We start from the raw sequence: 26,023 nt of genomic DNA, 5'->3' as shown, positions 1-26,023 counted from the left end.
TCAATCAGAATACTGCTAGCGGAGTCGGTCGTGTCTCGCATTCCGTCATGCTTTTCATCCGACATGCTGTTGTTGGCAATTCACTGTGGTGAGCGGCGAAGATGAAATCCACTTACCGCCATGCGACGCACATGGAACTCGTCTACCTCCACACCCAATCCCGCTCTCTCAGGAAGATGCACTACCCCCTTGCGCACGAATGAAGAAAAATCGGTCGGGTCCTCGGCGAGCCGTAACGTTGACATAAAGGCGTGGCCGACGTCGACGAGATTCCCTATGGTTACGGCGTGCTGCAATGACGCGGCTTGCGTCACGCCGAACTCGATCATCGAATTCATGTAGCAGGAAATCCCAAACGCCTGTGCTACCGCCACAATGCGCTGAGCGCGCAAAGGGCCTCCATTTTTGCTGCTCTTGACACTAAAGACACTAGCGGCACCGACGCTTGCAATCCGCGCCGCATGCGAGAGTTCAGCCACCGCTTCGTCCGCTGAGATCGCAAGCCTGCTGTCCCTGGCCAACAACGCCGCTCCCTCCAGATCAGACTTCTCCAACGGCTGTTCGACGAACGCAAGCCGGGAGCCACTAACTCCTTTCAGGAACTCACGAGCTTCCTCGCGGTTCCAGCCTTCGTTAGCGTCGGCGGTCAGCGTTATACGGCTCCCGTAACGCGCCTCCAGGTCAGCCACCCGTTGTATCTCGCTACGTATTGGCGACGTACCCATCTTTAACGCGAAGCTTGAGAATCCTTGCTCAATCCGCTGGTCGATCACGCGGATGTCTTCCTCGGATGTACCATTGCTGAGCGGCCAAACCACTGGAAGTGACTCCCGCAGCGCCCCGCCCAGTAGCGTTGCAACGGGGACACCGAGCCGCTTGCCGAGTATATCGAGCAGAGCCATCGTCACGGCCCCCTTGGCGCTGAGGTGTCCAGCGAGCCGTGTATCGAGTTCCTCGTCGATGCAACCGGGGGTGGGAGCCGAAGATGCCATGACTGCAGGCAGCAGTGTTTCCTTTAGGGCACGTGCAGCATCGCTTGCCGTGCCTCCGGTAAAGGAATCGTAAGGATTGGCCTCGCCCCAGCCCTCAACGCCATCGGCGTCCGTCAGTTTGAGCAATACGGCGCGTGTTGACACCAGTGTTCCTTCGGACAGCTTGTATGGGGTAACAAGCGCCGCCTCAATTTCGAACACCTCGGCTGCGACCACCCGTGCCATCGCATTAACGTCGGATCCATCTCGCATCACATTTCCTGGAAAAGGTCACAGACAGAAGATTAGTCATCTGCAGATCCGCAGGCGCTGTTTCTTCTATCAAATTTAATTACTGCGCTTAGCACCTGGTAGAAGTGCCGGTTTAATTGGCAGATGCCCAAAGCACGCACGAGAGTCGGGTGGCCCGCGCCAATCGCCTTTCGCGAAATATCAGCAGAGGCGATTATTCTCCAGTACCGGAAGCTTAGGATCCACTTCATGGTGGATGTGATCTCCCGGAAATGATTCGAATCGGCCTAAGCAAAGCAAATCCTACGTCGTTTAAACGGCTCAAACCACACCCGCCAACCCATCATTAATTTTTCGGTGTAGATAGCTTCATAACTTCTCCTACTAGAGATAACTAGCCTTCGTTGCTCGTGCGTCGGTCCACTTCGTCAAATCTCACCTCCGCGAGACAGGTCATCAAGCTTGACGCATTTCCCGCCCGGGCTTGGTGTACGGCCTCAACGATCCCGTTCTGCTGTGCCGGAAGGGCGACAAGGCGCGTCGCCATCTTGAACTTCGACTCGAGCTCCTGCCAGGTAACATGCTCGCCCTTGCCCTTCGGAACGGTATCTCCAGAGCTAAACGTTCCGCTGCCACACGTGATAGTCACGCGCGATAGCGTTTGCTGCGGATATACCGCTTCAATATCTGCGCTACACGACAGCAAAACTCTTCGAGCAAGAGCAGATACGTCATTGCGATTCAGAGCCCCCCCACTGAGTGGCAGCAAGACCTGCGGCCCGAAAAGAGCTACGAGTGCGAGACAGTAGGGGATGCTATATTGGATGTCCGGCAGATTTTGGGGCTCACACCTGTTTTCAAGACGCATTGCGTCGTCGTAAATTTCGACTTTAATTTCTTGAATATCTGGCGCTTTGATTTTGTTCTTTGCCATTAACTCCTGCAGCGCATCCAGCGGACCATGGATGTGTCGGCAGCAGGAATAGAATTTGAAATAGCTATCCCTGATGCGTGAACCGGAACGAATAACCTCGTCGAGATCAACGGGAAACTTGTAATGACGAACACTATCGAGAATATTTCGTGGTCCGGTCATGCCCTTCTGAGCCGCCTCCAGGGCATTTAGGCCTGTTACGACAGACCAAGGAATCCCCTCCTTTACGTCACTGCCTTCGGGGAGCGGGTCATGGGGCGCAGGAGCACTCATAAGCGCGCAGTTCGGCGCCGCTTCCCCCGCAATTGCAAGTGCGTGCGCCAATACACGTCTGCCGATGTCACGGAGCGCGCCCGCTGTCGCGACTACAGCATAGGGAGCCCAAGTTCCGGTCGTACCATAGGATGTGCGCGCGGTAGCGATCGTCGCACCGACCTGGTAGCCGATAACAATGGCTCGCACGATTTCGTCGAATGTCGCGCCGACTTCATGGGCCACGGCGAAAGCGGTGGGAATAACCGCCGCTCCGAGATGGCCGCGCGCCACTGGATCCCCGTCGTCAAGATCGAGCGCCGAAGCGGCGGCGCTGTTCGCCCAGGCGGCTCCAATGACGGAACTGGCGGCGCCTGTGAACCAGATCGGTACGCGCCCACGCCGAAAGGTTTCCAGAGCTAAGTCGCGGCTGACGACCGCGATCTGCTCATAGATGCCTGCCCCAGCCGCACTTATGAGATCAAAAATATGCATTATGGCGACATCCGAAACGTGCTGCGGAACAGGCCTGTCTCGAGCCTCTTCGACATAGGATGCGAACAGGTCGACGACTGTAGTGTGCGGGTCCCGATATGCCACCGGCGACTTCATAGCTGCTTCCTCTTCATAGGGTCCTTCCTCGTATCATGCACGGCTCTTCGAGATTTCTCTCCCGAACCTTCTTCGCTTTGCTCAATGAGCTCGTTCCTGCTTTCCATTGTGCGAGATTTCTCCGCAGAAGTTGCGCGGGTGTGCAGTAATCTCGATATATAGTCGCTTTTGGTCCCAAGCACGCGAAACTCCACGTTGGAATTGGCGGGAATTTCAGGGAGTCACGATCTGATACGGAAAATACTTTTTGGCAATCTTGCTGAGCGTGCCATCCTGTTTCAAGGAGGCGATAGCCTCGTTAAGGCGAGCTTTGAGCTCCGGATCCTGCTTGCGGACGCCGAAAGCAACTCCGCGGCCAAATATCTTCTCATCGGTCAGTGGCGGGCCAACCAGCGCAAACCCTTTGCCTTCGGGCTTGTTCAGAAAATTGTCCTCCGCGCTTTGCTGCGACTGCAAGGCAGCATCAATTCGACCGGCGGCCAAGTCCGCGTATACCTGGGTTTGACTCGGATATGTAACTACGACAGCGCCACCCGGCGCCCACTTCTGTTCTGCGTAATATTGCTGCGTTCCACCTTGTTGAACACCGACGCGCTTGCCTTTGAGCGATTCTACGTTCGGCAGGATGTGACTGTCCGAGCGCGCCACCAAACGGGCCGAGGTCGCGTAAATAACGGATGTGAAATCAATTACTTTTTCGCGCTGTTCCGTGGCCCACATGTCCGAATTGATGGCGTCAAACTTGCGCGCCTCAAGAGCGGGAATGAGGCCATCGAACGAACTTTCAACCCATTTGCATTTGACCTGCAGTTTCGCGCAAATAGCATTGCCGATGTCAATATCGAAACCTGCCAATTCTCCGCTTGGCAGCTTATATTCAAACGGCGGATAGTCTGCTTCAGTGCCGAAGCGCAGAGTATCTGTGGCGCACGCAGAAGACGCCAGCAGGCAAAGCACAGTGGAGGCTACCAGTTGTCTCATCTCCGCTCCTTTCTTTATATATCGAATTTGTGATTGGTTAAGCTATTCATTTAAAACGTACGACTTTTCGGTAGTACTTTTGGCTCAGTGCGAGCCGCCCAGTGACGTGGTTGCACCCAGTGCGGCGAGAAGCGTGATCGGTTCCAACTCTGCATTCCGCATGTCACGCGCAAGTGATCCTTTCGGATTGTCATTGGCGCGGATCCCAAGACCGTCAGCAAAGAAAACCATGTCGAGATGCGCCGCTTCCGCCTTGCGGGCCGTGTTTAGGAAATGTGCAAAGCTCAGCGCTCCGTCCGCCGGCACATCCGGATGCCTCCGGCCGGCAACGTGATAGCCGAGATATCTCATCGAGAGGCCGAGCCTCATTTTTCCGTCTTTAGTCATTGCATGCGCTCCCATTCTTGGCCTGGTCCGCCCGGAACATGGCGGCATGGGTGAATGTTCGCGCTTCACCGTCCGATAAACAATGTCGCCAAAGGCGGTCGTCTATTTGAAAAGTGGATAAGGGTATTCCCTGACTTCGTTGAGGCGAGGCTGAAACTGGCCCGATGTACTGCCCATGCGAAAAACCCTGCATCGTTATCGGTGTGCGCGGTGCCTGTCTCATTGCTGCGCTTCGCGCCCTTGGGGCGACATCGTTGCCAGCCTTCGGCAGGTGCAGCGCGACGGTGGTGCCGGCCCTATCGACGGCCGTGGGCCTGCTCCGTGCGCCGTACCGCACCGGCATCCGACGCGTGTTCGCCGAGTCAAGGCCTGCTCGGTCCATAGCCGCGGCTGGCATTAAGTTCGTTCAGCGAGGCCACTGAATTGCAGAGCCGAGCCATATGGGGGGAAAACCCCCTATACGCATTTCGAATACCGGACCTATTTTGACGGCATTGTGTCGTTCACGTCGGCAGCACACCATCCTGCTCATGCCGCTCATGCCGCTCATGCATTGTCGGGTGGCGTAATCCGCAATTGAGGTGTCGAAATGATGAAAGACGGAAAATGAGGCTCGGCCTCTCGAAGAGATATCTCGGCGATCATGTGGCCGCGTGGCGGCACTCGTCGGTCCGCGCCAATCCAGGTGCGCGGCCCGCTGAATTGCGCATACATCGTTCAGGCGGCCGCGTCCTGGGCCGGCCGGCAGCTTGCGGCGCACTGTGCCGACGTCCCCATGTACTAAAAGATCGGGCCGCTCGCCCTGCTGCGCGCAACGATTCGATCCTCCATATCGCTTGTCCTGCATAAGCTTGTTGTTTTAAATCGCGGCGCGCGCATGGCGCGTCTCTATAACGGCTCCCGCGGCAACAATCCGACCGGCGCCGACTGCAAAGGAGATAAGATGCCGAACAGAACCAACACCCTTGACGCCGGTGTCTGCGCGACGCCCGTAAAAAATTCGGTCCGCGATGTCATCGCCGCCAACTTCGGCACGTTTTTCGAATGGTTCGACCTGCTCGTATACGCGATGTTCGCAATCACCGTGTCCAAGCTGTTCTTTCCGACCGGGGACGAACAATCGGCGCTGTTGCTCAGCCTTCTCACCTTCGCTAGCTCGTTCCTCATCCGGCCCGTCGGTGCAATTATCCTCGGGGTCGTCGCAGATAAGTACGGTCGGCGATTCACGCTAAGCCGCACGGCGTTCCTGATGCTGTGCGGCACTGCGTCGATTAACCTCGTGCCGACATACGACAAGATCGGCGTGCTCGCGCCGGTGATTCTAGTGGCGAGACGCCTGCTGCAAGGCTTTTCGGCGGGCGGCGAGTTCGGAGCGGCCAATTCCTTCCTCACCGAACAGGATGTGAACAGCAGGGGGTTTTTCGGTGGCTTGCAATGGTAGACGTCAGGTCTCGCCGTACTGGCGGCGTCGCTATTCGCCTACGGCGCGAATCGTTATCTGTCGCCGCAACAGATCGATTCGTGGGGCTGGCGTCTGCCATTTTGCTATCTCATCTGCGAAGAACGTGTAGGTGACGTTTCGTTTGCCCTCTCCTAAACAGCGATGGGTTCGGGCTTGGGCTGAGAAATCTATTACATAACCGCCTAGGTCGTGCACGGTCAGTGGACTATTTCAAGGTGGAAGGCACATGCAAGTGACAATCGTAGGAGCCGGCGCAATCGCTTTGGGTTATGCGGCGTATCTCATACAGAATGGACATAAACCGAAAGTCTGGTCTCCATCGGGAGCCCGTCTAGACCAGGAGACACTTACCATTGCAGCAGCATTCGGAAAGTCAGTGAGAACGACCTTTGATCATTGCAGGCTGTCTTTTGGCGTGGTTGGTGACTCATTTTCGGCAATATCGGAGCAACTTGTCCGGCAAGGGAGTGATCCGCCCGGCCCGAGAGACATCGCCACACGCTACGTGCTCGAAGAAGTGCCGTTCGGGTTGGTACCGACGCTTCGACTCGCCGAACTGGCTGGGGTGAGAGCGCCCTTGCACGAGGGCGGCGTGGCAATTCTCGGCACCTGTTACGGTCGGTACTTTGTGGCGGACAACGACATTCTTCCCGAGATTGGACCGCTTCAAATCGACACCCTCAAGAGGCTTGTAGTCGACGGCTATGCCGTTCCAACCTAGATGCCATTACATCCGGCGATGCGCTCGAGGGGCGTCCGAGTCCGACGCCACCGACGCAATAAAAGCAGAAGTACTATGCCGAAAATCCGGACTTGGAATTTATGAGAAACCAAAATGAACATTAAAACGCTGCTGGTCGCCCTGTGCGCAACGTCCATTCCATTTGCGGCATTCGCGTACGATGGAAAGGAACTTAAGTTCGGAGTCGACAGCGCTTACCCGCCATTTGAGTCGAAAACCCCGAGTGGCGATCTCGTTGGATTTGACATCGATCTGGGTAATGCAATTTGCGCGAAGCTCAAGGTGAAGTGCGTCTGGGTTGAAAACTCGTTCGACGGCATGATTCCCGCGTTGCAGGCGCGCAAGTTCGACGCGATCAATTCGTCAATGTCGCAGACCGGGAAGCGCGCGAAGGCAATCGATTTCAGCCACAAGATATACGCCAACTTCGAAGCGCTGGTTGTAAGGCGCGGCTCGGCTCTGGTGGCAATGCCCGAATCGCTCAACGGAAAGCATATCGGAGTCTTGCAGGGAAGCACACAGGAAGCCTATGCACGGAAGCATTGGACGAATGGAGTTGACATTGTGCCCTACCCTTCGCAAGACCAGGTGTGGAATGACCTCGCGGATGGGCGGCTCGATGCAGCACTGGTTTCGGGGCCAACGGCTGAGTCGGGATTCCTGAATACTGCGCAGGGTCGTGATTTCGGTTTCGCGCGAGGTCCGGCCATCAAGGACGAAAGCATCTTCGGCCCGGGCGTAAGCATCGGTATCAGGAAAGGCGACAAGGCCCTGCTTGACGCAGTCAACGGCGCTATCGATAGCATCCGGAAAGACGGCACCTACGACAGGATTTCAAAGAAATACTTCAGCTTCGACATCTATGGCGGCTGACGTGCCTGCAACTATCCAGATAGAACTTGCGAAAACGTCGGCCAAGTTTGTGCCAATCGCCAGCGGCCAAAGTCCGGCATTTGGAGACCGTCAGGCTAACCAATGGCCATCGGAAAAGGGGCCGTTACCTATTCTGTTCTCCCACGCCTTTGTTGAAGGAGATGTGGGACAAGACGCTGCTGCGTGCCCGGTGAGTGCCCCTTCCGAGCCGCCGCGATTTTCCTTGCCGCCTGGGTGACTGAATGGTTGCCGCACAACAGAGATGCGAGGGCTTTCGGCTCGCCGTTTTCTACCTATAACAAGCACGGAGACGCATGTGTTTCTATTCGGATTTGGTCCGCAGTTGCTGGCCGGCACTGTGCGGACAATTGAATTGTCGATGCTCTCGCTAGCGGCCGCGGTTGTCCTTGGCCTCATGGGCGCCGTCGCGAAGCTCTCGCTAAATCGTGGTTTTCGCGCAATCGGCTCAGCGTACACGACCTTGATACGATCGGTACCAGACCTTGTCCTGATGCTCCTTGTCTTTTACAGCATCCAGATCGCGGTCAACAATCTTACCGACGCCCTGGGTCTCGCGCAATTTGACATCGACCCGTTCGCGGCAGGCGTCCTGACACTCGGCTTCATCTATGGAGCCTACTTCACGGAAACCTTTCGGGGCGCATTCCTTGCAGTGCCGCGCGGTCAACTGGAAGCGGGCGCCGCCTATGGAATGAATGGGGTTCTTGTTTTCCGGCGCATCCTGTTTCCTCAAATGATGCGCTTCGCACTTCCGGGCATCGGCAACAACTGGCAGGTTCTGGTCAAGGCGACTGCGCTGGTCTCCATTATCGGCCTGGCAGACGTCGTAAAGGCCACACAGGATGCGGGTAAGAGCACGTTCAAAATGTTCTTCTTTGTCATGTGTGCCGCGCTCATCTATCTCGCGATGACAACCATCTCCAATTTCATGCTGTTCAGGCTCGAGAAACGATTCTCGACTGGCGTTCGTCACGCGGAACTCTAGGCTCATGATCGATATCCTCACCCAGTTCTGGCGCGCTTTCCTGTATTGGGACGGGCAGCGCGTCTCCGGCCTCGCCGTCACCCTCTGGCTGCTGGTGGCATCTCTCGTAGTCGGCTTTTTGATGGCGGTGCCCCTCGCGGTGGCTCGTGTCTCCGCGAATCGATGCATAAGCATGCCCGTGCGTTTCTACACGTATGTCTTCCGGGGCACACCGTTGTACGTGCAATTGCTTCTGATCTATACGGGTATTTATAGCTTCGACTTTATTCGGTCGCATGAGCTTACCGATGCCTTCTTTCGAAGCGGTTACCACTGCGTAATTGTTGCGTTTGCGCTTAATACTTGCGCCTACACGACCGAGATATTCGCTGGCGCGATGCGCTCGATGTCTCACGGTGAAGTTGAGGCAGCACGCGCGTACGGAATGAACTGGTTCACCCTGTACAGACGCATCATCATCCCTTCCGCGTTGCGAAGGTCCCTGCCTCTCTACAGCAACGAGGTGATCCTTATGCTGCATGCCACCTCGGTTGCTTTCACGGCGACCGTGCCCGATATCCTGAAGGTCGCCCGCGATGCCAACTCAGCAACCTACCAGTCGTTCCAGGCATTTGGTATTGCCGCGCTTCTTTACCTGACCATCTCTTTCGCGCTGGTTGCTGTGTTCCGGCGTGCTGAACGCCACTGGCTCGGCTACCTCGGACCGCGTGCTCACTAAGCTTGCACGTTGGTGTCCAGCCAAGGTGTCCGACACACCGGTGCTTTAAACGTAACGATAAGGGATCAGAATGTTGAGGCGCACGACTCAGACGGAAACTTGCAAGTTAGAAGTTCATGACATCCATAAACGCTTCGCAGACCACGAGGTGCTCAAGGGCGTGTCCCTGAAGGCAAACAAGGGTGACGTTATCAGCATCATCGGGGCAAGTGGCTCGGGAAAGAGTACGTTTCTTCGTTGCATCAACTTTCTTGAGCGACCGAACTCCGGGCGCATCTCGGTCGATGGCGAAGCCGTAAAGACGAAGTCCAATAAATCCGGCTATCTCGACGTCGCGAACCCGAAGCAGCTGCAGCGTATCCGGACGAAACTCTCGATGGTGTTCCAGCATTTCAATCTCTGGGCGCACATGAACGTTCTCGAGAACATTGTTGAAGCGCCGATACATGTGCTCGGGCTGCCGCGTCGCGAGGCCGAAGAGCGCGCGCGTGAATACCTGGAGAAAGTCGGACTCGCGCCGCGCGTGGAGAAGCAGTATCCCTCGCATCTCTCCGGAGGGCAGCAGCAACGTGTCGCGATTGCGCGCGCGTTGGCGATGAACCCTGACGTGATGCTGTTCGATGAACCAACATCTGCACTCGACCCGGAGCTGGTAGGTGAAGTTCTCAAGGTAATGCAAAAGCTCGCAGACGAAGGACGCACAATGATTGTGGTTACGCATGAAATGGGGTTCGCCCGCAACGTATCAAATCATGTGGTGTTTCTTCATAAAGGACGCACGGAGGAAGAGGGGCTTCCTGAGGAAGTATTGAGCAAGCCGTGCAGCGAACGACTCAGGCAGTTTCTCTCTGGCAGCCTGAAGTAGCCCGCGACCGTGAGAAAACTGCCGGCGACGTCTTATTTTTCGTCAGTATTACTGATAGATCGGATACGAATCAGGCGTGGTTAATTTGGGTCCGTCGACAAGGACGTTTTCACGTAATTATATTTTAATATTCGGAGACTTTAATGAAAAAAATCACACTTGCTGTACTTTTTATTTCCACTATCGCAACTCCGGTATTCGCTCAATCTACTGTGACGCTTTACGGTCTGATTGATGAAGGCTTCGATTACACCAACAATGTCGCAGGTTCGAAAGTATATGAACTCCAGAGCGGCTACGCTCAAGGTAGCCGCTGGGGTCTTAGAGGAACAGAGGGTCTTGGCAGCGGGCTGAGCGCGATTTTCAAACTGGAGAACGGCTTCAATGCCAACAATGGTCGACTCGGGCAAGGCGGGCTGATGTTCGGCCGTCAGGCATACGTCGGAATTTCCTCGAATCAGTTCGGTTCCGTGACATTGGGTCGACAGTATGATTCGGTCGTCGACTACCTGGCGCAGACCACCGCGAACGGCAACTGGGCGGGCTACCTTTTTTCGCACCCCTATGACAATGACAACACGGACAACAGTTTCCGCGTAAACAATACCGTAAAGTACACCAGCCCGACGATCGCAGGGTTTCAGTTTGGCGGCACGTATAGCTTCTCGAACGATACGAACTTTGCCAACAATCGCCAATACAGCCTCGGTGCGCAGTACACCACCGGTGGACTGCTTCTCGCGGCGGCGTATCTGCAGGCCAACAATCCATCGGCTACAGCCGGCGGTGCGATCAATAATGAAGGCGACGAGAACTTCGTAGGAAGCAAATTGCGTATTTTCGGCGCAGGCGCGAGCTACACCTTCGGGTCCGCTAATGTTGGTGTCGCGTACACGAACACGTACGTAGCTAATCCGACTGCATCCGGATACGTCGGTGACATTACCCCGGCCGCAGGCACGCTTTCCAGCCTGCGCTTTCAGAATTTCGAAATAAACGGCAAGTATCAGTTCACCCCGGCGTTCTATGCGGGGGCCATGTACACATACACGCGAGCCGACTTCAACAGTACCGCAGGCAAGCTTAACCCAAGCTACCAAATGGTTGGTTGGATGGCCGATTACAACCTGTCCAAACGCACCGATCTATATGTTCAGGGCGTCTATCAGCACGTTGGCGGCGACCGGACCGGAACTGTGCTCGACTTCGCTTATGTGCCAGGTGCCGCTGACGTGTCGTCGAGCAAGAACCAGGTCGTCGCTCGTGTCGCCATTCGTCACAAATTCTGAGCATGCCATGTGGCCGTAGCTTGAACTTCTTACAATGTACGAACGTCCCGCAGCCAGATGTTCGCAACCGCGATGCGGGACTTGTCCGTTCCGACGGCCTTCAGATAAGGGATCCGAAATTCGCGGGCAACGTCAGTCAGACCCGATAGAAACGCAAAGCCATTCACCACCAAAGCTTTGCTCAGCCTTCCAGTAATTCCTTGACGGATTATCATAAAATTCCCTTTTTTGAAAATCAGGATTCAGTCACCGTGAACGTCGTAGATGAAGCGCGTCTTCCCGGGTCTGTCGTAACTGCTGTCCGTGTGGATCGTAGCGATTACATTGCTGATTGCGGCATCCTGTTTCAACGTTGCACGTGTTATTCGGCATGGTCGCCAATTGACGCCAACTGCCCAAGTGTAAGAGGTTTTATGGGTGGTCTGATCCGGTAGTAGCCGACGACTTCCGGGGAGACACGACGCTCTCGCGCGATGATCTCCGTGACTGTCAGCCCGCATAGTCGGCCCTGGCAGGGGCCCATACCACATCGATTGAACGCCTTGGTCTGGTTGGGACCAACGCATCCAAGCGCTACCGATTGCCGGATCTCGGCTGCCGTGACCTCCTCGCATCTACAGACCAGTACGTCATCTGCCGGAATTCGTGTTCCGTCGCAAGGTCGATATAGCGCATCGAGAAACGGCCGTACGCTAAGATGCCCGGCATGCTCCGAGCGTAAGCTGTCGAGCCGCTTATCAAACTCACGTCTTTCGATCCTGCCGTGACGGCGGCCTATCTCAAGCCCACAGATCTGTCCTTGCGTCGCCGCGGCCTTCGCGCCAGCGATGCCGCCACCATCGCCTGCAACGAAAACGTCTGGCACGTCCAGCTCGAAGACGTCGTTGCGGTCCGGAACCCAGCACAGTTGGTTCGTGTCCCAATGATGCGATGCCTGAAGCGACCAGGTGATTTGCGTATTTGGCACAATCCCCTGATGCAGAAGTATCAGTGGAGCATCAATGCGTTGACGCTTCTTGCTCGCTATGAAGGTCAGTGCTGTGGCAACCGGCTCGCCTTCAACACGCAGCTCTGTTGCACCTCGGTATACTGGTACGCGTGCCCTTCTGAGCGCTCGCAACAAGTTGAGGCCTTTCGTCAAGTCGCGCCATCCCAATAGGGCGCTCGACCAATGTTTCGCCGCTCTGAATTTGTCTGCAAGACCAGTCGTCTCGACGAAGGCCCGGATGGGCACGCCCGCACGCAAGTACTGCCAGGCAAGCAGATAGAGTAGTGGTCCACAGCCTGCGAGCACGACCGGCTGCCTAGGTACCGTGCCAGATGCTTTCAGCAGAATCTGCGCGGCGCCGGCGGTCATCACTCCAGGTGTAGTCCAGCCGACAATCGGAAATGGTCTTTCCATGGCGCCCGTGGCGAGCACAACGTGACGCGCCACCAGGGACTTGCTCTGCCCTTGCTGCGTGTAATGTACCGCATGCTCTCTGCTCACAAACCATACTTGGGCACCGGTTACATGACGGACATTGCTTGCGGACAAAGCCACAGCGATAGTGCTTCCAGACGCGTAGTCCGGCCCTAGCAAGTCAATGCGTTTGTCGTCGGCGCGGGTAATAGACCGATAGATCTGGCCGCCAACTGCCATTTGTTCGTCAAGCAGCACAACCTTAAGTCCCGCCTGCGCGGCGGTGGTCGCGGCACTCATGCCTGCTGGTCCTGCACCGACAACTACGACATCAACTGATTCTGGCATCATTGACGCTGCCCCTTTCCACCAATCGTGCTTGCTGACTCAGCGCTGAATTCGGCCAGCACCTGCCGTACGCCTTCTTGTGACCGAATGACCATGCCGTCACGCGCGCTTTCGAGACAGCTCTGGCAGTTCGGAGTCGCGTCGATCTCGACCAGACACTCGAAGCAAACACCCATCATGCAATAGGGTGCCCGCGGGGATCCGCTCACAGGCGTACTGCGGAAACGTCGAACACCCGCACCAAGGAGCGCGGCAGCCAGGTTCATTCCGTCAGGCACCTCATAAGGTACATCGTTGAAGGTAATGCGCACCTTTGGACCTTGCGCAACCGGCAGTTGCTCGAAGAGCGGTTCAATCGACATGGGAAAATGATTCATATTGATTTCGGAAGCGATCCGCGGCAAACGACTGGAAATTCGGAACTCGCCGTTCGCCGGTTGTCCAACCCGCAAGCCGCAGCGCGTGCGCCGCGGCAAGCGTTACCCCGCTATGGCAGCTGATATTGAAGGCCCCGGGACAGATCGCGGACTCCTCGTAGATCGGGAATCCATCCGGAGTCATCACGCGGAGAGCCCCCCATGCCCGCACGAGCCGAACTTCACGAAGCAGTGGAAAAGCTTTCACCCCGCGCGTTGCTATTTCCGAGAGCACGTCCGTTGTGACACCGTTATCGAAGCCGACGTTCTCAAGTGAGTCGCCCAATTGGACGGTGCCTTCATCCGTCTGCCGCACTGTGGCGGTTGGGAAGCGAAGGAACGTCGCGACGCGCTCGCTTATGAGGACTTGACCGCGTATTGGCACGACGGCAGCCTGTAATCCGACCATGGGCGCAAGGTCCTTGTTGCCCAGACCCGCAGCGAGCACGACCCGTGCAGAGCACCAGTGCCCCCGCTGTCCGCATACAACGAATCCGCCGGGTTGGGAGTCAATGCGCACCACCCTCTCGGAGTTAACGAGGTGTGCTTTGCGGTTGGTCAAGCCTCTTCGTAAGCCGAGCAGTAGCTTTTGCGGATTCACGTGACCGTCCATCGGCGTATACGTTGCGCCAGCGATGGACCCGCCAATTTCCGGTATCCGGGCCTTCAGGTCCGCGCGGCCGAGAACCTCGAAAGGATAGTCGCCACCGGCGTCGTTCGATAGCCGCAGCAGCTGCTTTCCACGCTCCTCGAGCTCGCCATCTGAGAAACACAAATCAAAACCGCCCGGCTGCAGCAACTGCACGTCCACGCCGGTTTCATCGCGCAAGGCGTCGGCGAATGATGGCCAGAGCGCCGCGGATTCCCGGGTCCATGTAGTGTACGCGGGTTGTCCGATACCTTTGCCCTGCACCCAGACCAGGCCGAAGTTGCCCGCCGACGCGCCGAACGTGTCGTCCCCCTCGTCAATAACGAGGACTTGAGCGCCCTCGCGGGCGATGCCATAGGCGACAGCAGACCCGACCAACCCACCGCCGACGACAATCGCATCGTAGGAGCCCGTCAAATGGTGTGTCTTCATACTGCGTCCTCGCGCAAGATAATGATTCCTCGCCGTTGCTCGCCCCTCCTGTATGCGCCTCGCGCAGCAGAGAAAAAAGCATCGGCTTTGCCTGAAGCGTCTTCGCTACCAACGAGCCACGTGCGTAGTAGTACGGATGTTGACGGCCCCTTCCTATGCAGTCAAATACCAATATAATGCAACCCTATGCCGAAACGAGATAGCCAAGATGAAGCTACGTCAAATCGAGGCCTTCCGCGCAGTGATGCAAGCCGGTTCAACCACCGGCGCCGCCGAAGAACTGCATACTTCTCAGTCCAACGTGAGCAGGCTCATTACTCAACTCGAGGCCGATACGCGGCTCGTTCTCTTCGAGCGCTCCGGTGGACGTCTCAGTCCAAAGCCGGAGGCAAAAGCTCTGTTTCGCGAGGTTGAGCGCGTCTTCGTCGGGCTGAAAAGCCTCGCGTACGCGGCCGACAGCATTCGCAATCTCGGCAGCGGCCGCCTGCGCATTGCGTCAATCCCCGGCATCGGGATGAGCTTCCTTCCCAGAGTCGTGCAGCGCTTCAGGCAGTCCCGCCCCGATGTGACCGTATCGATCCATACGAATACGTCTAACACGGTAGAGCAATGGGTCTCGTCACAGTTCTGCGACGTCGGAATCGTCGCGTTCGTATCTGCCGCCGCTACCTGCCAGGCGATTGCGCTGCCTGACGCAGAGGTCGTTTGCCTCTTGCCGAAAAGCCATCGTCTCGCTGGAAAAAGCAGAATAAAGGCTACCGACCTTCGCGGCGAGCAATACATCTCGCTCGTGCATGGAGATGGCTCGAGGGAAGAAACCGACCGTGTCTTCGAGCAGGAGGCGGTCGAACGCGTGCTGTCGCTCGAAGCGCAATACAGTGCCACATGTTGCGAGATGGTAAAGCTCGGGCTCGGCGTTACATTGGCCCATCCCCTGGTGGCTACGGATTATGTAGGCCAGGGAATCAAGGTTCTGCCCTTTTCACCATCCGTCAACTACCCCAACTTCCTTCTCTATCCTCCGCACAGAGCAGTCTCACAATTGGCGGAGGAATTCGCTGCGTTGTTGCGAGACCAGTTCGAACTGGAAATAACAAGCTGGCAGTAAAAATCCCTATGCGTAGAACGCCGGACGGTTTTTCTGCCGCGCGCGATCGTTTGCACCTGTGAGGGCCAGACACAACCGTGATTGCCGCGCCGGCGCCCCCGACTGGCTGCTCCATCGGCAAAACTGCATCCAATCCGACGCAGGGCTGACGCGCGTTCTACTCGATCATGAGATTGAAGTTCGGGAAGTGAACCGGCCGGGCCGCGCAGATCGCAGGTTTCGCGGCAAATCCGATACCACCGACGCCGAAAGCGCTGCACGCGCCGTCCTTTCGGGCAAGGCCGCAGCCATCCCAAAAGACAAATCGGGCGCTGCTGAGGCTATGCGCGCTGGGCGAAGTGCTGTTAAGGCGAAAACCCAAGCCATCAATCAGCTGAGAAGCCTGCTCGCCAACGCACCCCAAGACGTTCGCCAACGCCTTTCAAGCACGAAGATGGCCGAGTGCGTTGCGAACTGCGCTCGAGTCAGGTCGCTGGCAACACTCCCATGTTGCAGACTCTGGCCATCACGCTTCGCTTGCTGGCCAAGCGGTGGGTGGCTTTGGAGGAAGAACTGAAGACGCTCGATGCAATGCTGGAGAAGCTTACCAACCAGTACGCTTGTCGGCTTAGGGGGCGCTTCGGTGTCGGACCTCACACCGCCGCGACACTCGTTACTGTTGCCGGCGACAACCCTGAACGCCTCAAAATGAAGCGTCTCTCGCAGCACTTTGCGGAACGAGCCCTCTCCAGGCCTCATCCGGGAAAACAGTACGGCATCGACTGAATCGCGGGGGAAACCGTTCCGCGAACAACGCGCTATGGACAATAGCGATGGTCCGGATGCGTAGTGACCCGAGGACGAAAGCGTACGTGCAACGTCGCAGCCATGAGGATATCTCGAAGAAGGAAATTCACCGCTGCCTGAAGCGGTACATAGTGCGAGAACTTTACCCTCTCATTCTCGCCGATCTAGCTGACTCTACAGCCTTCGCTTGACATAGGAGCGTCAACGCGATGTGCGAGTCGTTCTTCGGCACACTCGAAGCCGAACTGCTCTGTCGCGAACACTTCGCGACCCACGAACAGGCACGGCGGCGTCTGTTCTCGTTTCTGGAGAGCTGGTACAACATACGCCGCCTGCACAGCAGCATCGGTTACTGTTCGCCGCTCGAGTTCGAAAACCTGCATGCGCAAGGTCAAAGCTTATCGACGCGCGGGTTGTCCACCGCCAGGCAGCGTCGTGGTCGTGACAGGCGACCCGCCGCCCGGCCGTGGACAACCCACTCCTGCAGTTGCTTCTTCCAGTCCGTGATCTGGCTCGGATGAACCTCAAACTGCTGGGCCAGCGCTGCCAGCGTCTTGTCGCCCTTGAGCGCCGCTAGGGCCACCTTTGCCTTGAACGCCGGTGAGTGTGTCCGTCGGTTTCGTTTCGTCATCTTCTGGTTCCTTGTCGCCAGCCATTATGGCCGACTCACGCCCCAGCTTTTCCACTCAACGAAATGTCCGAATTCTTGGCGCCATCTCTGTCGCTCGGCCTGTGTAGTTCCCCTCGCGCGCCCTTCCCCGAGGCACGGAGCCGCTAACGTGTCCTTGACCAACGATTGCCGCATCTATCTCCTCGACCGTGGCCCTGCTTCCGCAAACATCCTGCACTATCGGCAATAACACTATCGCCTCTCTTCACCGAGCCATTTGCACGCGTCCAGTTTCTCCCGTCGCCATTCGCGCCCCCGAAATCTTGAGCGACGACCCATCAGACCCGCTTGTCAAAAATGGGGGCTTTCATAGACGGACCAGAGCACCTACCGATATGTCGCGAACTCGACAACCCTGCAGCAGATGTGAGCTTTGTCGAGTCCGCGACACAGTGGTAATCAGCCGGGCGCCCCACGGGGCTCTATTCGACCATTGGCATGGCAAGCGGAAAACTTTTTGACTGCTTTTTGGCAGTTGGCGCGATTGTTGCAAGTCTCTGTTGGCAGCGGTGTCGGATCTGCACATTGACATTAATTTTCATTTTAGGCGAGGGGTTCTACGAGACCTATCATTCGAATTACAATTTGTGAAGAAGGAGAGGCGATGTCTTCAAAGCTGCCTGTTTCAATCATCGGCGCCGGAAATACTGGGTGCACCTTCGCGGCTGATCTTGCCAGCCGAGGAGTTGATGTTCTTCTTTATGGTCATCCCAAACACCGAGGCAATATTGACGCGATCCGGAAAAAAGGTTGCCTTGCCTCTAGTATGGAGATAGAAGGTGAATTTAACCCAATTTTAACCACCGAGATGGCCGATGCGGTACGATTTTCACACTTTCTTGTGGTCACTGTGCCATCGTACGGGCACGCCGACATTATTAATAATTTGAAGGGCTTCGATCTCAGTAATCACATTATCGTAGTCATCAATGGCAACTTCTTCGCTTTGCTCGGTCATAGCGAGTTGAACGCGCAGGCCATCCTAGAAACCAACGCTTCTCCATACGCATCTTGGGTCAAGGACGGCGAAGTGTCTATCGCCGGAGTCAAGAGCAGCCTCCCCATCGCAGCGCTTCCGAACAATATGGGGGAGCAGCAGGGGTCGCAAATCTCCGAGATATTTCCTAAGACGCTCCTGTGGTGCAACAACATTTTTGAAATCGGAATGCAGTCCAATAATGGTGTTATTCATCCGGCGGCAGGAATCCTGAACACAGGTTGGATAGAAAGTAGGAAAGGAGACTTCCTGTTCTATCGTGATGGGATTTCGCCCTCAGTCGGGAACGTTATAGAGGCGGTAGACGCCGAGCGCCTGAAGATCGCGGAAGCCTTCGGGTTTCGACTGCAGACGGTTTTGCAGGAAATGGTCGGTTTCTACGGTGGGGCTTGTGAGAAATTTTCGGATTTCGCGTCGCAAACTAAGGTTCACAACGCGAAGAAGATAGCGCCCACTCACATGCAAGACAGATACGTGTCAGAGGATGTACCCTATATTTTGGTCCCTTGGTACGAGCTTGGCTCGAGAGTAGAAGTCCAGGCTCCGACCATCAAGGCTGTGGTGGACATCGCGTCGGTCATCAACGGCGTTGACTACTTTAAAAGTGGCCGCAATTTGAAGCGCCTTGGCATGGATCACATGTCGAAAATAGAACTGTTGCGGTTTATTGATAGCGCGACTTGGCACCTCCCATGGGCGATGTGACATCAGAGAAAACAGTGCGATTTCGGCAGGGGCAAGCAGTCGCTAAGAAAGCAGTCGGGCTACCGGAAACCGATCGCCTTGGACAAGCGATTCGTTCGTCGTCCTCTGGACATCCTATTCGACACGTTTGCCAACTAGACTGCGCCTGTGGGACATCTTGTCGACCAGCTTTCTGTTAAACCGCCGTCGGAGACGGAACACTTGCGTCACTCCGCTTAATGATCGCGAAGCGCTAGAAGGCGACGACGTAGAGCAGCGCCTTGCATACACGTCTAGGGTACTGGTTTCCTGACACCGGAGATTTCAAGTGTCCGAACATGAACCATCTTTAGTCAATTTAAGTCGCGATCTTTCTTTCTTCTTTTCGATTTGGGTCGGGCAACTGTTCGTAGTTGCCTATGCCGTAGCAGACGTTCTTATCGTCGGCAACAGAAGGCCAGATCTCCTCGGTGCGCTGGCATTGGGGAACGCGATTTACGGTCCACTTGGTGTAATCATGACCGCGTTTTTTTCGTCGATCACCATAAATGCATCGAGAATTATAGCAGAGAAATCCGTAGCAACACTTAAATACATCGCTTACTACGGATTTGCGTCTGGAATCTTTGCTGCTTCATTCTTTTTCTGTGTTATGAAGTATTTTTCGACAGTCCATCATTGGTCGAACCAATCACCCTATTTAGTGGTCGCGACTCAAGATTATCTTGATGCTCTCACGTTTAGCGCTTTGCCGTTCATCCTCTTTCGAATTATAGCCTGCATCGCAAACTCGATTCGGGCCACAGCCTATATTACAGCACTGCAAGGCATTGGTTTAATAGCAAAAATTACCCTATCCCTAGCGCTGGTCGACAGCCCACACTTCCAGCTTGGCCTGATTGGTTGTGGTCTGTCAACTACCATTGCCTTCTATATCATGGGTATAGGCGCCACGCTTCTATTTTTATTCGATAGGCGATTTTCCGTATTCCGATTTGATTTTTTTCTGTCTCGAGAGCCATCTCAGTTGGTGGTTCTCTTGAGAACTGGCCTCCCCGTCGCATTTTCGACGCTTTCCGAAGTTGCAGCATTCGGATACATGACTATATTGATAAGCAAGTTCGACGCTGACCAGCTGAGCGCCCATCAAATCGTCTCTAACGTCTATAACGTCGGGTACACATTGGTCGTTTCCCTTGCAGTTTTATTTTCTGTCAAGATAAGTCAAGCATTCGGGATTGAGGGACAAATTGCAGCGGGCCGCAAAGCAAGAACGGCGATCTTCGTCACGATGGCAGTCGGCTTCTTACTTGCCAGCTTACATATGTTTTTTGGAGCCGCTGTCTTCCGACTTCATACGGCGGACGAGAGAGTTTTGTCGATCTCGAACAGAATTCTTATCTTCCTGTCATTAGTGATTTTCGTTGACTGCCTTCAAACTAGTGCCGCAGCGGCTCTGCGTGCACTTGGCATTAATGCGTTTCCCGCATTTGTGCAGATAATTAGCCTGTGGATAGGTGTTGCGGTTCTGGGAGACGGGTTCGCAACGCAGCGGCTTTGGCTCGGCAGCGTGAATCTCGTGTCAGCAACCGGGGTCTGGTGCGGCGTTTTTTTTGGTTTGCTGCCGAGCGCACTGATCATGTCACTGGTTGCCAGCGGTGGCAGTAAAGCAATTTGCAAGCACCTCCGGCGAATCATTTCTCAATGTACTCGATGACGTCTCGTATGCCCGGTGTCATCGAAATGCCGGCCGCCCAGTGGGCCCCGCACCGCGACCTATGTTCACGGTAGTAGGAACACAGCGAAATCGAATCAGATCTGGAGTATGTTTGCTGAAGAGGGTGTGATCTTCCCGGTCGGGCTTCCGCAATTGAGAAAAGGAGTGGTTGAGCTCGTCAACAATCCCGATTCCCCCATCACCACGTTGCTCAGACGGCTTGGCTCGATGTACCTCGAGCAACTGAAGGCACTGCAGCAATGGCTCGACGAACTTGCTGCCGAGATAGATGAAATCTTCAAGAGCAGTGAAGCTTGCCCGTCAAACGGTGTTGCAGCGTGTAAAGCGCGGCGGGCTCGACGCCGTGCTGGTTCGTCGCGGACGATGCAAAGGCTTGCGCATCAAGGTCTCCAACGATCAGCCGGACTTCTTCGAACACACTTCATGAACTAGATGCTATGTGGGAGGGCAGTGGCAGTAAGCCCGACTGGAGTAAAACGGGAGTTGCACACTCGTTTTCTCCGAAGGAGCACGCAAATGGATACGCCTAACACAGCCCTCCGTGGGCAGAATACGACGGCAGGTGGCCGGCTGTACATGGCTTTTGAACTGGGCGAGAAGAACTGGAAGCTCTCACTGGGTGATGGCCAGCGCGCGCCCAGCCGCTGTACAGTCGCAGCGGGTGACACCACGGCGGTTCTCACCGCCGTCGCGAACGCGAGAGCGCGTTGCCATCTCGGCGCCGATGCACCGGTCTACAGCTGTTATGAGGCTGGCCGTGACGGCTTCTGGCTGCACCGCTGGCTGACCGAACACGGCATCGTCAATCTCGTGGTGGATTCGGCCAGTATCGAGGTGAACCGCCGTGCCCGTCGCGCCAAGACGGACCGGCTTGACAGCGACAAGCTGCTCTCCATGCTGATGCGCTACCACTCCGGCGAGCGGCGCGTGTGGGCGGTGGCCCGCATCCCCACGCCTGAGCAGGAAGACGACCGGCGCCTGCACCGCGAGCTCGAACGCCTGCGGCATGAGCGCACCGCGCATACCAACCGGATCCGTTCCCTGCTGGTGCTGCACAACCTCCGGATCAGGTATGTCGGCGGCCGGATCTGGACGCACTGGTGGGCCCGGCAGTGCGAGCTGCTCGCACCCGGTCTGCGCGCCGAGATTGAGCGCGAATGTGAGCGGCTCGCACTGGTGCGCCAGCAGATCCGCACGCTCGAAGTGCAGCAGGACCAGCAGGTACGCAGCGGCGCACATCCCGGCATGGCGTTGCTGGCACAGCTCGCTGGCATCGGTACAGGCAGCGCGTGGACCCTGGTCAGGGAACTGTTTGGCTGGCGGCAGTTTCACAACCGCCGGGAACTGGCCGGCTGCCTGGGCCTGACGCCCACGCCATACGCCAGTGGCACCAGCGAGGTTGAACAGGGCATCAGCAAGGCGGGCAACAAACGATGCCGCTGGCTGATGGTTGAGCTCGCCTGGAGCTGGCTGCGCCTGCAGCCCGGCAGCCAGCTCAGCCACTGGTTCAACCAGCGCTTTGCCGGAACCGGCAAGCGGCTGCGGCGCATCGGTATCGTGGCGCTCGCACGGCGTCTGGCAATCGCCCTGTGGCGATTTCTCGAGCACGGCGAGATCCCCGAGGGCGCGATACTCAAGTCGGGACAGGCTAACACCGTGACGGCCTGAACCATATGAGTTGCAGCGACAGCATGTAAAGGTCAACGCGCCCGGAACGCCCTCGGGTTACCCATTGCGGATGACCGTGTATCTAGATGGGGCGCGTCGGTAACAGGGTGGCGCCAGCGCTTCGCGCATGCGGCATGAGGTGACCGGCCTGCCAGGCCGGCACGGATAGAAGGTCGACCCGGCACTGACCGGTCAACAGACACCCTGACCTGAGTGACATTGACATGCCAGGCTACAAATGGTGTCGGTCATCATCGTCGGAACCTGCGAATCACAGGTTGTCTACGGCCAGTCTGCGTCTGGTCGTAGCAGGCGACCACGCAAACTGGCCGTAGACAACGGGTAAGGAGATTCACTTCGCATGGCGAAATTTTATCTCGAACAGGGCTTGACTTCTGATTCCCCATAGAAGGGCATTGCTATGAGAGATCCAAGAAGCCTTTATCAGTATCAGTAGTGTCCGGTTAAGGAACTGGCGGCGGTACGCGGCTAACCCGGCCCGTTTACAGCCCCTCCCCTTAAGGTAGGGTCGAGAACTGGCGCGCACCCCGGTAGGCGCCGGTGGTGATTCCACCGCTTTCGCGATGGCCCGCAATCCGGTAAGCCACCACCAACGAGCAGGTTGTCGCCCGTAATCCACCGCGCGTCATCCGACGCGAGAAACACCGCCACAGCAGCAATATCATCGGGCTGCCCAAGACGACCCAGAGGCGTCTGTCTGAGCACCAGAGCGTCAAAATCGGACCCGACGATGCCCGCACTGTGCGTACCTTCTGTCAGGACTATGCTAGGGTTGGATCGAATTAACGCGAATGTGGCGTGGTCCGAGTTCGCGCGAAAGCACCCCCGTAACGGCATCGATGGCCCCTTTCGTACCCGCATAAACTGCCGTTCTCGGAACTGCCGCGTGACTTGCGACGGAACTAAGGGTGATGATACTGCCGCCTCCGAGCAGATGCTTGATCGCAGCTTGTGTGACGAGCAGCGTGCCAAGCACATTGATATTGAACTGCTCATGAAAATGCTCTTCCGTCACGTCCTCTATGGAAGCTAGTTCGTAGATCCCTGCGTTGTTGACAACGATGTCAAGGCGACCGAAATGCTCGATCGCGCCGTCGACGATACCTTGTGCGTCCGCCAGTTTCGAGACATCGCCGCCGATTTTGACGGCTTTGCCTCCGGCATCTGTAATCGGCTTTGCCTCCGGCATCTGTAATTGCATCGACAACCGCATGCGCTCCCTTCTTACTGTTTGAATAGTTGACGACGACGGCCGCGCCTTCGGCCGCCAGCGCCTTTGCAACGGCAGCACCGATACCCTTCGATGCGCCCGTTACGACTGCTGCTTTATGTGCAAGCTTGCTCATTGCTCTCTGTCCTGTAAGAAATCATGACGCGATAAGATCTGTCAGATGCTGCACCGGCGCTGCACATGCAACGCAACCAGATACATGTTGTTCAAATCGCCACTCTCGGCAAGGACGGCAAACGTCGGCGTGTGCCATCTTCGCGGACGGAACTACCTCACCGCGACGCTCTGTGCGCTCATGGCCGCGAGGCGGTGCGCTTCTTCTACGATCACGTCCTCTTGCCCCGCTACCAGCTTTCGCTGGGCAAGGGCCTGACACAGCTCGAAAGGATCGATCTTAAGCTCGGACGCTAGGCGCTCGATGTGCGGAACGAAACCCGAGAAGAGGCCAAAAACGCCCGTGATGATGTTAGCGATGGGGATGTGAGGGGTCCGGATCGGCAGCACCTCGTCTGCGCACTTCGCTAGTCTGGCTACGCGCGCGAAGTCTGTACCTAACTGGTACCCATGGCGCTCAAGAACTGGAACCAACGTTTCGAGCTGCGTGTTGCCGGCGCCGGCGCCGAAACCGCACACGCAGGCGTCGAGGAGCGTAGCACCGCTCTCCGCCGCGGCAATCGAGTTCGCTACTGCGAGCCCCAAGTTGTTGTGAGCGTGATACCCGATTGGTATTGACAGACCATCGATCAGGGCCTCGACCTTTTCCTTGACGAGATCCGGGGTCGAAAAGCCCGCGCTGTCCATCAGGACGATCGCCTCCGCGCCGTACGATTGCATCAGGCGGGACTGATCCACGATCTCTCTGGCATCGGCCATATGCGACATCATCAGCACGCCATAGGCGGTTTTCCCGACGTGCCTCACGTACTCGATGAAACGCCGGGTGATGTTGGCCTCGGTGCAATGGGATGCCAGCCGAAACACGTCGACGCCGGCTTCTAGCGCCACCTCAATGTCGGATATCTTGCCGAGCCCGGGAATCAAATGAACTCCGAGCTTCGTATGCCTGAGCTTTTCACGCACGGACGCCAGCATCTCCGCATCGGTGCTCGCCGCTTTACCCAGCAGAGCCGATGAGGCACCCAGTCCGTTACCGTGGCCCACCTCCACGATATTGATCCCAGCCACGTCGGCGGCCTGCGCGTAGCGGACGATCTGCCCAATTGTCAACTGGTGCCGCACTGCGTGATTTCCGTCGCGCAGGGATGCGTCGGTCAGAGTGATGTAGCTTTTCACGATTGCTTGCTCCTCGTCACACGGCCCTTGTGCGCCGCTACCGCGACAGCCGCGCAATTGATGATGTCGAGATTGCCCGCATAGCTCGGTAGATGATGTCCGCTGCCTTGCACCTTCACGCTGACAGTGATTCGTCCTTCATCCAGAATCGGCGCGAGCACGATCTGAAAGCCGGGGACGTATTCCTGTACGGAAGCGACGGCGCTACTGATTGCGCCCTCGATTTCGGAAAAGTCACCACATTTCGCGTAAGCGTAGATCGTCGTTTGCATCATTACGCCCGGTTCCGCAGGATTGATATTTAGGATCGCCTTCACCTTGTCCGCCCCCGAAAAGAGAGACAGGGCCCGCTCGGTAGTAGTAAGGTAATTGTTGATATTTTCCCGCGTCGCCATGCCCGCGCTCGCGGCCGCTATTGTTGAAACGACCTCGAGGTAGTCAATCTGCTGCGTCGCCTGCCTGAGCGCATGCGCGAGCGGCAAGCTCGCCTGTCCGCCGCAGGTAACCAGACTGACGTTTTGCTGCCCGGCGACGTCGGTGAGATTGACCGATGGCACACACACCATACCAATGGCAGCCGGCGTCAGATCGACGGCAAATTTCCCGCAAGCAGAAAAAACGGCATTGTGGTCGACGTGCGCATAGGCGGAGGTCGCATCGAACACGATGTCATATGCATTGCGGTGCGCTTTCAGGAAATTGATTCCATCCGCCGACGTCTCGACGCCACGCTCTTTCGCAACGGCGAGCCCGCGGCTCTTCGGATCGCGTCCGGCCAAAAACGCAAGGCTCAAGCTTTCCGACGCGAGGACCTTGCACATCAGATCGGTACCAAGCGTTCCTGATCCAATGATGGCTACGTTCGTGCGTGAATCACTCATTTCGCGCTCTCTTTGCGCTCCAAATCATCAACATTGGCACCTTCCAGTTGAGAAAAAGTTAGAAACGTGGTTGCGAATCGGGGGCTGCATAGCGTGACCATGTCTCCGTGTGCTGAGGGCATATGGTCTTTCTCCGCGGTTGCGGCAGCGACCGGACTGTATCCGCGCAGTCTCTGAGCAGCTTCCGGGCCATGTGGGCCGCAAACCCTCGGAATCCCGGGACGACAGGACCTCTGACCCACTTGCGAAGAATTGTGCCGCTCATTAACGTCGGTCTTCAGACAATGAGGTCGACTTCCCGACAAACCGCACGCGTTTAGACTCAGAGCTAAGCGGCGAGCGTATTTGGTCGAGC

Annotated in this window: 21 protein-coding genes and 4 pseudogenes; 14 read left to right on the top strand and 11 right to left on the bottom strand. The window is 56.6% G+C overall.

Annotated elements, in window-relative coordinates:
- Positions 1-80: 80 nt before the first annotated feature.
- The 4 genes from OKW26_RS23310 to OKW26_RS23295 all read right to left on the bottom strand — a co-directional run bounded on the left by OKW26_RS23310 (position 81) and on the right by OKW26_RS23295 (position 4,389).
- Positions 81-1,244, bottom strand: coding sequence for an enolase C-terminal domain-like protein (locus OKW26_RS23310; RefSeq protein WP_184062876.1), 1,164 nt, complete (start codon positions 1,242-1,244; stop codon positions 81-83).
- A 373-nt stretch (positions 1,245-1,617) separates the two neighbouring features.
- Positions 1,618-3,021: an MmgE/PrpD family protein gene (locus tag OKW26_RS23305; protein WP_429355372.1), complete on the bottom strand. Its 1,404-nt coding sequence runs from the start codon at positions 3,019-3,021 to the stop codon at positions 1,618-1,620.
- A 213-nt stretch (positions 3,022-3,234) separates the two neighbouring features.
- Complete coding sequence (locus tag OKW26_RS23300; RefSeq protein ID WP_184062880.1) at positions 3,235-4,002, bottom strand: ABC transporter substrate-binding protein; 768 nt, start codon at positions 4,000-4,002, stop codon at positions 3,235-3,237.
- Between the two features lie 84 nt (positions 4,003-4,086).
- Positions 4,087-4,389 carry a hypothetical protein gene (locus OKW26_RS23295; RefSeq protein ID WP_429355371.1) on the bottom strand — a complete coding sequence of 101 codons (303 nt, stop codon included), beginning with the start codon at positions 4,387-4,389 and terminating at the stop codon, positions 4,087-4,089.
- 877 nt (positions 4,390-5,266) lie between these two features.
- On the opposite strand from OKW26_RS23295, the gene OKW26_RS23290 reads away from it, so the two are divergent.
- The 7 genes from OKW26_RS23290 (at position 5,267) to OKW26_RS23260 (ending at position 11,344) form a co-directional block, all read left to right on the top strand.
- Positions 5,267-5,830, top strand: coding sequence for an MFS transporter (locus OKW26_RS23290; RefSeq protein WP_429355370.1), 564 nt, complete (start codon positions 5,267-5,269; stop codon positions 5,828-5,830).
- A gap of 247 nt (positions 5,831-6,077) precedes the next feature.
- Positions 6,078-6,572: an NAD/NADP octopine/nopaline dehydrogenase family protein gene (locus tag OKW26_RS23285; protein ID WP_429355369.1), complete on the top strand. Its 495-nt coding sequence runs from the start codon at positions 6,078-6,080 to the stop codon at positions 6,570-6,572.
- 114 nt (positions 6,573-6,686) lie between these two features.
- Complete coding sequence (locus tag OKW26_RS23280) at positions 6,687-7,466, top strand: ABC transporter substrate-binding protein (protein WP_429355368.1); 780 nt, start codon at positions 6,687-6,689, stop codon at positions 7,464-7,466.
- Between the two features lie 316 nt (positions 7,467-7,782).
- Complete coding sequence (locus tag OKW26_RS23275) at positions 7,783-8,472, top strand: ABC transporter permease (protein WP_429355367.1); 690 nt, start codon at positions 7,783-7,785, stop codon at positions 8,470-8,472.
- 4 nt (positions 8,473-8,476) lie between these two features.
- A complete protein-coding gene (locus tag OKW26_RS23270) occupies positions 8,477-9,190 on the top strand; it encodes an ABC transporter permease (RefSeq protein WP_429355366.1) in 714 nt (237 codons plus the stop codon).
- Between the two features lie 70 nt (positions 9,191-9,260).
- Positions 9,261-10,055 carry an ABC transporter ATP-binding protein gene (locus OKW26_RS23265; RefSeq protein ID WP_429355365.1) on the top strand — a complete coding sequence of 265 codons (795 nt, stop codon included), beginning with the start codon at positions 9,261-9,263 and terminating at the stop codon, positions 10,053-10,055.
- A gap of 143 nt (positions 10,056-10,198) precedes the next feature.
- On the top strand, positions 10,199-11,344 hold the full coding sequence (locus OKW26_RS23260; protein WP_429355364.1) for a porin: 1,146 nt from the start codon (positions 10,199-10,201) through the stop codon (positions 11,342-11,344).
- Between the two features lie 361 nt (positions 11,345-11,705).
- On the opposite strand, the gene OKW26_RS23255 is transcribed toward OKW26_RS23260, so the two are convergent.
- Genes OKW26_RS23255 through OKW26_RS23245 form a run of 3 tightly spaced genes read right to left on the bottom strand, consistent with a single transcriptional unit; the run spans position 11,706 to position 14,591 of the window.
- On the bottom strand, positions 11,706-13,097 hold the full coding sequence (locus OKW26_RS23255) for an FAD-dependent oxidoreductase (RefSeq protein ID WP_429355363.1): 1,392 nt from the start codon (positions 13,095-13,097) through the stop codon (positions 11,706-11,708).
- A complete protein-coding gene (locus OKW26_RS23250) occupies positions 13,094-13,471 on the bottom strand; it encodes a (2Fe-2S)-binding protein (protein WP_409259537.1) in 378 nt (125 codons plus the stop codon). Before OKW26_RS23250 ends, OKW26_RS23255 begins: the two co-directional genes overlap by 4 nt.
- Positions 13,446-14,591, bottom strand: a complete 1,146-nt coding sequence (locus tag OKW26_RS23245) for an NAD(P)/FAD-dependent oxidoreductase (RefSeq protein WP_429355362.1) — start codon at positions 14,589-14,591, stop codon at positions 13,446-13,448. The genes OKW26_RS23250 and OKW26_RS23245 overlap by 26 nt, the downstream gene beginning before the upstream one ends.
- Positions 14,592-14,799: 208 nt before the next feature.
- Here OKW26_RS23245 and OKW26_RS23240 point away from each other — a divergent pair, with 208 nt between their 5' ends.
- The 3 genes and pseudogenes from OKW26_RS23240 to OKW26_RS23230 all read left to right on the top strand — a co-directional run bounded on the left by OKW26_RS23240 (position 14,800) and on the right by OKW26_RS23230 (position 17,006).
- Positions 14,800-15,699, top strand: coding sequence for a LysR substrate-binding domain-containing protein (locus OKW26_RS23240; RefSeq protein WP_184062899.1), 900 nt, complete (start codon positions 14,800-14,802; stop codon positions 15,697-15,699).
- 139 nt (positions 15,700-15,838) lie between these two features.
- A pseudogene (locus OKW26_RS23235) lies at positions 15,839-16,676 on the top strand (transposase); the annotation flags it as partial.
- A gap of 18 nt (positions 16,677-16,694) precedes the next feature.
- A complete protein-coding gene (locus tag OKW26_RS23230) occupies positions 16,695-17,006 on the top strand; it encodes an IS3 family transposase (protein WP_184062901.1) in 312 nt (103 codons plus the stop codon).
- On the opposite strand, the pseudogene OKW26_RS23225 reads toward OKW26_RS23230, so the two are convergent.
- Positions 16,964-17,116 (bottom strand): annotated as a pseudogene (locus OKW26_RS23225) (transposase); the annotation flags it as partial. The gene OKW26_RS23230 and the pseudogene OKW26_RS23225 overlap by 43 nt on opposite strands.
- Positions 17,117-17,759: 643 nt before the next feature.
- On the opposite strand from OKW26_RS23225, the gene OKW26_RS23220 reads away from it, so the two are divergent.
- From OKW26_RS23220 to OKW26_RS23205, 4 genes and pseudogenes are all read left to right on the top strand, one after another.
- Entirely contained in the window at positions 17,760-18,857 is a 1,098-nt protein-coding gene (locus OKW26_RS23220) for an NAD/NADP octopine/nopaline dehydrogenase family protein (RefSeq protein WP_429355361.1), read from the top strand.
- 307 nt (positions 18,858-19,164) lie between these two features.
- The gene (locus OKW26_RS23215) at positions 19,165-20,553 is read left to right on the top strand and encodes an MATE family efflux transporter (protein WP_429355360.1); all 1,389 of its coding nucleotides are present in this window, start codon (positions 19,165-19,167) and stop codon (positions 20,551-20,553) included.
- 81 nt (positions 20,554-20,634) lie between these two features.
- A pseudogene (locus OKW26_RS23210) lies at positions 20,635-20,871 on the top strand (IS110 family transposase); the annotation flags it as partial.
- 219 nt (positions 20,872-21,090) lie between these two features.
- Positions 21,091-22,242, top strand: coding sequence for an IS110 family transposase (locus OKW26_RS23205; RefSeq protein WP_429355359.1), 1,152 nt, complete (start codon positions 21,091-21,093; stop codon positions 22,240-22,242).
- A 600-nt stretch (positions 22,243-22,842) separates the two neighbouring features.
- Here OKW26_RS23205 and OKW26_RS23200 read toward each other — a convergent pair.
- From OKW26_RS23200 to OKW26_RS23190, 3 genes and pseudogenes are all read right to left on the bottom strand, one after another.
- Positions 22,843-23,609, bottom strand: a pseudogene (locus OKW26_RS23200) (SDR family NAD(P)-dependent oxidoreductase); the annotation flags it as partial.
- 152 nt (positions 23,610-23,761) lie between these two features.
- Entirely contained in the window at positions 23,762-24,787 is a 1,026-nt protein-coding gene (dmpG, locus tag OKW26_RS23195; protein WP_429355358.1) for a 4-hydroxy-2-oxovalerate aldolase, read from the bottom strand.
- On the bottom strand, positions 24,784-25,668 hold the full coding sequence (locus tag OKW26_RS23190) for an acetaldehyde dehydrogenase (acetylating) (RefSeq protein WP_429355357.1): 885 nt from the start codon (positions 25,666-25,668) through the stop codon (positions 24,784-24,786). Before OKW26_RS23190 ends, dmpG begins: the two co-directional genes overlap by 4 nt.
- Positions 25,669-26,023 lie beyond the last annotated feature (355 nt).

The organism is Paraburkholderia sp. 32, from assembly GCF_050435345.1.
GTDB classification, from domain to species: domain Bacteria; phylum Pseudomonadota; class Gammaproteobacteria; order Burkholderiales; family Burkholderiaceae; genus Paraburkholderia; species Paraburkholderia tuberum.
This window is presented reverse-complemented; position numbering and strand designations above follow the sequence as displayed.

Bases quoted from the DNA above. Each gene is read 5' to 3' on its own strand.
- OKW26_RS23310 (WP_184062876.1), bottom strand. From the start codon at position 1,244: ATGCGAGATGGATCCGACGTTAATGCGATGGCACGGGTGGTCGCAGCC.
- OKW26_RS23305 (WP_429355372.1), bottom strand. From the start codon at position 3,021: ATGAAGTCGCCGGTGGCATATCGGGACCCGCACACTACAGTCGTCGAC.
- OKW26_RS23300 (WP_184062880.1), bottom strand. From the start codon at position 4,002: ATGAGACAACTGGTAGCCTCCACTGTGCTTTGCCTGCTGGCGTCTTCT.
- OKW26_RS23295 (WP_429355371.1), bottom strand. From the start codon at position 4,389: ATGACTAAAGACGGAAAAATGAGGCTCGGCCTCTCGATGAGATATCTC.
- OKW26_RS23290 (WP_429355370.1), top strand. From the start codon at position 5,267: ATGGCGCGTCTCTATAACGGCTCCCGCGGCAACAATCCGACCGGCGCC.
- OKW26_RS23285 (WP_429355369.1), top strand. From the start codon at position 6,078: ATGCAAGTGACAATCGTAGGAGCCGGCGCAATCGCTTTGGGTTATGCG.
- OKW26_RS23280 (WP_429355368.1), top strand. From the start codon at position 6,687: ATGAACATTAAAACGCTGCTGGTCGCCCTGTGCGCAACGTCCATTCCA.
- OKW26_RS23270 (WP_429355366.1), top strand. From the start codon at position 8,477: ATGATCGATATCCTCACCCAGTTCTGGCGCGCTTTCCTGTATTGGGAC.
- OKW26_RS23265 (WP_429355365.1), top strand. From the start codon at position 9,261: ATGTTGAGGCGCACGACTCAGACGGAAACTTGCAAGTTAGAAGTTCAT.
- OKW26_RS23260 (WP_429355364.1), top strand. From the start codon at position 10,199: ATGAAAAAAATCACACTTGCTGTACTTTTTATTTCCACTATCGCAACT.
- OKW26_RS23255 (WP_429355363.1), bottom strand. From the start codon at position 13,097: ATGATGCCAGAATCAGTTGATGTCGTAGTTGTCGGTGCAGGACCAGCA.
- OKW26_RS23250 (WP_409259537.1), bottom strand. From the start codon at position 13,471: ATGAATCATTTTCCCATGTCGATTGAACCGCTCTTCGAGCAACTGCCG.
- OKW26_RS23245 (WP_429355362.1), bottom strand. From the start codon at position 14,591: ATGAAGACACACCATTTGACGGGCTCCTACGATGCGATTGTCGTCGGC.
- OKW26_RS23240 (WP_184062899.1), top strand. From the start codon at position 14,800: ATGAAGCTACGTCAAATCGAGGCCTTCCGCGCAGTGATGCAAGCCGGT.
- OKW26_RS23230 (WP_184062901.1), top strand. From the start codon at position 16,695: ATGTGCGAGTCGTTCTTCGGCACACTCGAAGCCGAACTGCTCTGTCGC.
- OKW26_RS23220 (WP_429355361.1), top strand. From the start codon at position 17,760: ATGTCTTCAAAGCTGCCTGTTTCAATCATCGGCGCCGGAAATACTGGG.
- OKW26_RS23205 (WP_429355359.1), top strand. From the start codon at position 21,091: ATGGATACGCCTAACACAGCCCTCCGTGGGCAGAATACGACGGCAGGT.
- OKW26_RS23190 (WP_429355357.1), bottom strand. From the start codon at position 25,668: ATGAGTGATTCACGCACGAACGTAGCCATCATTGGATCAGGAACGCTT.